This window comes from Microcoleus sp. Pol12B5 (assembly GCF_036701335.1).
Lineage (GTDB): Bacteria > Cyanobacteriota > Cyanobacteriia > Cyanobacteriales > Microcoleaceae > Microcoleus.
Genome location: NZ_JAUBQQ010000122.1, coordinates 1 through 6,223, shown reverse-complemented (window position 1 = coordinate 6,223; position 6,223 = coordinate 1). Strand labels below are relative to the sequence as shown.

6 protein-coding genes are annotated in these 6,223 nt (G+C 44.7%); 3 read left to right on the top strand and 3 right to left on the bottom strand.

Annotation, left to right across the window (positions count from 1 at the left end):
- Positions 1 to 211: 211 nt before the first annotated feature.
- Positions 212 to 358, bottom strand: coding sequence for a hypothetical protein (locus QUA24_RS26445; protein WP_333233336.1), 147 nt, complete (start codon positions 356 to 358; stop codon positions 212 to 214).
- 51 nt (positions 359 to 409) lie between these two features.
- On the opposite strand from QUA24_RS26445, the gene QUA24_RS26440 reads away from it, so the two are divergent.
- Positions 410 to 3,319, top strand: a complete 2,910-nt coding sequence (locus QUA24_RS26440; RefSeq protein WP_333233334.1) for a PAS domain S-box protein — start codon at positions 410 to 412, stop codon at positions 3,317 to 3,319.
- A gap of 122 nt (positions 3,320 to 3,441) precedes the next feature.
- Here QUA24_RS26440 and QUA24_RS26435 read toward each other — a convergent pair whose 3' ends face one another.
- The gene (locus QUA24_RS26435; RefSeq protein WP_333233332.1) at positions 3,442 to 4,032 is read right to left on the bottom strand and encodes a rhomboid family intramembrane serine protease; all 591 of its coding nucleotides are present in this window, start codon (positions 4,030 to 4,032) and stop codon (positions 3,442 to 3,444) included.
- Positions 4,033 to 4,501: 469 nt separating this feature from the next.
- Between QUA24_RS26435 and QUA24_RS26430 the strand changes: the two genes are divergently transcribed.
- Complete coding sequence (locus tag QUA24_RS26430) at positions 4,502 to 4,879, top strand: Mo-dependent nitrogenase C-terminal domain-containing protein (RefSeq protein WP_333233331.1); 378 nt, start codon at positions 4,502 to 4,504, stop codon at positions 4,877 to 4,879.
- 381 nt (positions 4,880 to 5,260) lie between these two features.
- On the opposite strand, the gene QUA24_RS26425 is transcribed toward QUA24_RS26430, so the two are convergent.
- Positions 5,261 to 5,719, bottom strand: a complete 459-nt coding sequence (locus QUA24_RS26425; protein ID WP_333233329.1) for a hypothetical protein — start codon at positions 5,717 to 5,719, stop codon at positions 5,261 to 5,263.
- A gap of 253 nt (positions 5,720 to 5,972) precedes the next feature.
- Here QUA24_RS26425 and QUA24_RS26420 point away from each other — a divergent pair, with 253 nt between their 5' ends.
- Positions 5,973 to 6,125 (top strand): hypothetical protein, encoded by a 153-nt coding sequence (locus tag QUA24_RS26420; protein WP_333233327.1) that lies wholly within the window; start codon positions 5,973 to 5,975, stop codon positions 6,123 to 6,125.
- Positions 6,126 to 6,223 lie beyond the last annotated feature (98 nt).

Genomic DNA, 6,223 nt, shown 5'->3' with positions numbered 1-6,223 from the left:
TTTTGTTACCTCTGTGGAAAAAATCCTGAAAGAATTTGGAGAAAACTATGTAATTAATTTTGTCTAGCTACTTACCAGTCTAAAAAAAGAATGGAACAGCAGGCAAGTTCTCAACCCTTACAGAATCTCTTTTTCCCAATTATTTAATTCTTTAATCTCAAAATCTATAATAATATGAGCGTGTAGAGTACGTCCAAGATTGATACTGCATTCATCTCGATGCCAATGTTCCCAAAGCTCGCGATCGCGCTAAGATGGCGGTGGCAGTCGTTAAAAATTCAGTTGCCAGCGGCAGATTCCGAGTTATTAACAGCACTTTGCCTACTAAAACCATCTCAACTTCAAAACCTGCGCTCATCAATTTGTACTTGACCCGAATGTTGTGGGTTAATAATAGTTCTGCTTTACCATGCCAATCAAATATCTAACCGACTCGATTTTAAAAATGTCGGGCAAAGTGCCAATTCGCATCGTCCTTGTTGTGCCTTTTGCCCTTCAGACTTTCGCTGCGGTAGGGTTGACGGGGTGGCTGTCGCTGCGGAACGGGCGCATAGCCGTCAACGATGTTGCCGCACAACTGCGGACAGAAGTCACATCGCGTATCCAGCAACATATTAATAGTTATATTGAAACGCCACACCAAATCAATCAGCTCAATCTCGATGCCATCCGTCTCGGCATTGTGAACGTGCAGGATAGTGATAGTTTGCAACGCTACTTCTACAAACAAATCCAAGTCTTTGATAAAATTAGTTACATTCAATTCGCATCGGAACAAAAAGATTTTATTGGAGTTGAACGCCTCGACGACGGCAAGTTGCAAGTTCAGATTTCTAATCAATCTACAGGCTATAACTTTTACAGCTACGCGCCGTCAGAGTTCGGGGAACCAACCAAGCTATTAAAAAGTACTCTCAACTACGACCCCCGCATCAGACCTTGGTACATAGCTCCGGTGCGGGCAGGCAAACCGACTTGGAGTAAAATTTATACTTATTTTGATGCTCCCAAACTAGCGATTACGGCTGCTCAACCTGTGTATGGCGATGACGGTAAACTGATTGGCATCCTAGGTTCTGACTTGGCACTCTCCAAGCTCAATCAATTCTTGGAAACTCTAAAAATTGGTAAATCTGGACAGACTTTTATTGTAGAAAGGTCTGGACAATTGGTGGCCAATTCTACTCGGGAACCGCCATTTATTGTTAGCAACGGCGTTCCCAAACGGATTGTGGCAGCCAGTAGCAAGAATGTTCTAATTCGATCGACCGCCCGCTATTTGACAGAACGGTTCGGGGATTTGCACAAAATTGACAGATCTCGCCAGTTAGATTTTACGATCGACGGTCAACGGCAATTTCTACAGGTGACGCCACTTTTAGACAGTAGGGGCCTCGACTGGTTGATTGTGGTGACGGTTCCGGAAGCCGATTTTATGGAAAGGATTAATGCCAACACTCGATATACTGTGGTGATGTGTCTGGGTGCTTTGGTGCTGGCAACGGCGATTGGCGCTCTGACTTCTAGGTGGATTGTTGTACCGATTCGGCGTCTGAGCAAGGCTGCGGAGGCTTTGTCCCGGGGAGAATGGGATGGAATGGCGGTAGATTCCCGGTTGATGGCGTCTGTAGATCGGGAGGATGAGGTGGGTGTCCTGGCTCGCTCTTTTAATAGGATGGCAGGTCAATTGGAAGAGTCGTTTACTACTCTCGAAGATCGGGTAGAATCTGCGATCGCCGACAAAAATCAATTAATTATTTCTCTGAAAAACTCGCAGCAAAAACTGGCTCTCCATCTTCACCAAACTCCTTTGGGAGCGATTGAATGGGATCTAAATTTTGAAGTAGCGGAATGGAATTTGTCAGCGGAAAGAATTTTTGGATACAACCGCTTGGAAGCAATGGGACGCCACGGAGTCGATCTCATAGTTCCTGAAAGTGCTAAGGAGTATGTCAGGCAACTATCTATAACTTTGCTCACTAATCAAGGAGGAGTTACCAGCCTTAACGAGAACATCAGAAAGGACGGCAAAATTATTCTGTGCGAGTGGTACAATACGACTTTGGTTGATGCTGACGGCAGCATCATTGGGGTGGCATCGCTAATTCAGGATGTGACTGAATTTCACAGTGCTGTGGAGAAGTTGCGGGCTAGCGAGGAGCGGTTTCGCCAGTTGGCAGAAAATATTCATGAGGTATTTTGGATTAGAGAACCCAATCAAAAGCAGCTACTTTATGTGAGCCCTGCTTGCGAAAAAATATGGAATTTGAGCTGTCAGAGTTTGCAGTCAGAACCGGAGGCTTTTTGGGATGCTATTCACCCGGAGGATCTCGATCGCGTTAAGGCTGCTTTTGAGAAACAGGTGCGGGGCGATTATGATGAAGAGTATCGGGTAGTGCGATCGCCTACGGGGGCTACGCCAACGGAAGGTTCAGTTTGCTGGGTGCGCGATCGGGCTTTTCCAGTCCGCAGCCAAACCGGAGAAATTTACCGCATCGTCGGTATTGCCGAAGATATTACCCAGCGCAAATTAGCAGAAGAATTCCAAAAAGTAGCTCAAACAGCTCAAGCTGCAAGCCAAGCCAAAAGCGCCTTTTTAGCTAATATGAGCCACGAATTGCGAACTCCCCTCAATGCGATTATTGGTTACAGCGATATGCTCAAAGAAGACGCCGAGGATTTAGGCTGCGAAGATTTTATCCCCGACTTGGAAAAAATTCAAACAGCGGGCAAACACCTGCTATCTTTAATTAGCGACATTCTAGATATTTCTAAGATTGAAGCGGGTCGGATGGAACTTTACTTAGAAACTTTCAACCCGGTTAATTTAATTGACGAGGTAGTTTCTACTGTCAAACCCTTGGTAGATAAAAATTCTAATAAGTTTGAAGTTGATTGTGCTGACGACTTGGGAATGGTGTATGCGGACATTACCAAAACTCGTCAAATATTGCTCAACCTGCTGAGCAATGCAGCCAAATTTACGGAACAGGGCACTATTAGCCTCTGTATTGAAAGAGTTAAACATGACAGCTTAACCACTCAACAAATAGCAGAACCTTCCGACTCAATAATTTTTCGCGTAGCTGATACGGGCATTGGGATTCCCCCGGAACAATTGCAGCATTTATTTCAAGCATTTATGCAGGGCGACGCCTCAACTACCCGCAAGTATGGCGGCACGGGTTTGGGATTGACTATTAGTCGTCACTTTTGCGTGATGATGGGTGGCGATATGCACGTTGAAAGCGAGTTAGGTTGCGGTTCGGTTTTTACTGTGTGCTTGCCGGCCCGCGTTGAATTATTGGTCAGCAGTTAGGCATACTTTCGTGGACGCAATTGCTACAAAAAACACCTGGTTTCTTGACAAAAAACCTACGCTTTTAGATAATTTATGAGCAATAAACCAAGGTGATGATAGGATGCAGCCTCAGTCTTATTCTAGTTAACTCGCCGTTTCTGCCTCCCCAAAAGTTGAGCTGTTAATACCCCGCCGACAAACCCAAAAAAATGCGCTTGCCAGGAAACTCCCGGCTGCGAGGGCAAAACTCCCCAAATTAAACTGCCGTAGAAGAAACCGACAATTAAAGATACCAAAATAGATGTAAAGCTGCGTTCAAAATAGCCCCGCAGCAGCAAGAAGCCGAAGTAACCAAAGATTAATCCGCTGGCACCAATGTGAACGGAATAGGGCGCGCCAGTCAGCCAAACTCCGAATCCGCTGACTAGCACGGTTACGGCACTCACGATAAAAAAGTCGCTAATTTCTCGCAGCATGATCAACCAACCCAATGTCACAAAAGGGAGGGTATTGGCGGCTAAGTGAGCAAAACTGCCATGCAGGAAAGGCATCAACAGGATGCCTTGAAGTCCGTCGAGGCTGCGGGGGCGGACTCCGTAGGCATTCAGCCTGCCTCGGAACAGGAATACATCGACAATTTCGATAATCCAGAGGAGGCAGACGAAGCCACCGAGAATGGCGGCGTGGCTTTGCAATTCGCGGGTGATAGCTTTGGTTTCTGGGTTGCTCATGGGTTGTGAGGGCGGTGATACCGATTATTTCTCATTGTAGAAGTTTCTGAGCGATCGCGAGCAAAGATTGTCGGGTCGAGGTTTCACGGTTTTTTGCAGCAGAGCTTATTTAGAAATATTATAAGTTTTATTAAAAGTTCCGCATTTTCACGTATAGGATAATTCACCTGCATGCGTCACAATTGTAATTGAACTACAAAAGGAGAGTCAACCGAAGGTTGAAGCTAAAACGTAGAAGACAGAATTTTTACCCTATCAATCAATTGTTGGGCTTGAAATGAGGACAGTTTTTAGAGCGCACACCGTCTTTAAAAAAATCAGGAACTACTTTTCTCGCCTTAAGTCATTAATTTAAGAAGTTCAATCCGGTAAAGCAAAACGAGATGCTGTAGATACTGATTGTAGATAATATCGCACAAGCTCTACAGAGAGTTCTTGGCACCTCGTTATAAAAGAGGAAGAGAGCAAAATGAACGTATTTGAGCATCCAGTCTCCTACCGAACTCTGCCAAATTGGGTAGGATTTGGCAAACAAGAAACCGCCGTTAATGTCGCTACAATTTCTCAACCTTACGGTCAAAAGCCACACTTTGACCTTTTGCATCCGCTGAAACAATGGCTTGATAACACTGCAATTAAAAGTCAAAAGTTGGCTCGGTTGCTGTGTAAGTTTATTCCCAGCCAGTGTCCGTTTGAGCGAGAAGTCAAAATTGGCGATCGCACTTTATTATCCATTCCGCCGCTGTGCAAGTTAAATCCGCTTTACGAGCAAGTGGTAGGGCTGCGCTTTCGTGCTTTGTGTTATTTGGCTGACGAGTGTGGCGAAGATGTAACTCCTTATTGTTAATTCTGCAAAAACTTAAATTTCTCACTGTCTTTTCACCCTCCCTTCTCCTTGTTGGGGAGGGTTTTTTTATTTTGAGATTATTCGGCGCTTGAAACTTGTTATATCAATTCCGGTTGCACCGGAATTATTGTTGACTGTTGACGGTTGACTGTGAGTCGAAAAACTGAATGGTTGAGTGTTAACTGTTGACTCGATTTTATTATTTTGATGCAACCGGAAACGATATTAACCTCAAACTCAAATGTGGCGAAGCGCCGGTCATTTGAGTTCGAGGTTAAATTACACAAACTTTCGTCTGTCTCAGCAGAAAAGCCAGATATTCTGTTAAATCCCCGGCTTTTTGAAGAATTCGGGTCTTGAAAAAGCGATCGCATTTAAATACTAAAGGGAGCGAATCACTCGTTGTTCGAGAATGCGTTTGCCTTTGTTATAAATACTAAGGCTGGCTCCTGTAACGATGTAATCGTAGGTGCCATTTTTTGCCACGTAACCAGTCCCCTCTTCAGTTCGAGCACGCAGGGCGATCGTGCTGCCGCTACTCTTTTTAACCCCGTAGTAATATAGTTGATGAGCGTGGTTGTAGCACAGATAAATCCGAAAGTTGCTGGTCTCGAAATAGTTTGCCAGTGTCTGTCTTTTGCGAACACAAAAATCTCTCACCTGTTTTTGGGGAGTGGATACATTAGCTATTTGTATGGTTTCAATCGGAGACTGAGTGCGAGACGCTGTTGGTGCAGTGCTTGTGTTCGATTGTCCTAGAGCAAAGGTTGCCGCTGGATTGCTGGCAAATAGCATTAAACCGAGTAAGCTGGTTTGTGTGAGTCTTGCTGTGAAGTTCATAAGTCATTCCTTTAAAAGATGTTGATGCGTCTAATCTAGGTAAGTGGGATTGATTAGGGCGATCGAACAGTACAGTTTTCACAATTGGCCTCAAGGAGAAAATCCTCGGATGCAATTTCCGTTTCCCCTGAGATATGGTACTATTCTCAATAAGCTTTTAGGGGCAGGCTAGAAGCCCGCCCCACAAGAGGATTGGATGTATAGTCGAAAGCTCGTTACTGAGAATGATATTTTTTTGTGAGTTTCCCTGCAAGTGACTAGCCGACGGACAATTAAAAAACTGGCACTTTGGATTGCTGAGAGGACTTATGTACTAACAGGCGATCGCGAGGAAAAAGCAGAGAATTATTTTAAATATGGTGCGCCAACTGCTGGCGCGGATGCTAATTTTCATCAATTTCCATAAGTGCGATCGGGTAGTCCTATATAGGGCTTGCTGAATAATCGATCGCAAACTAAGAACAGGAGCGATCGATCTATTCAAGCTCGATTAAAGATAAGTTG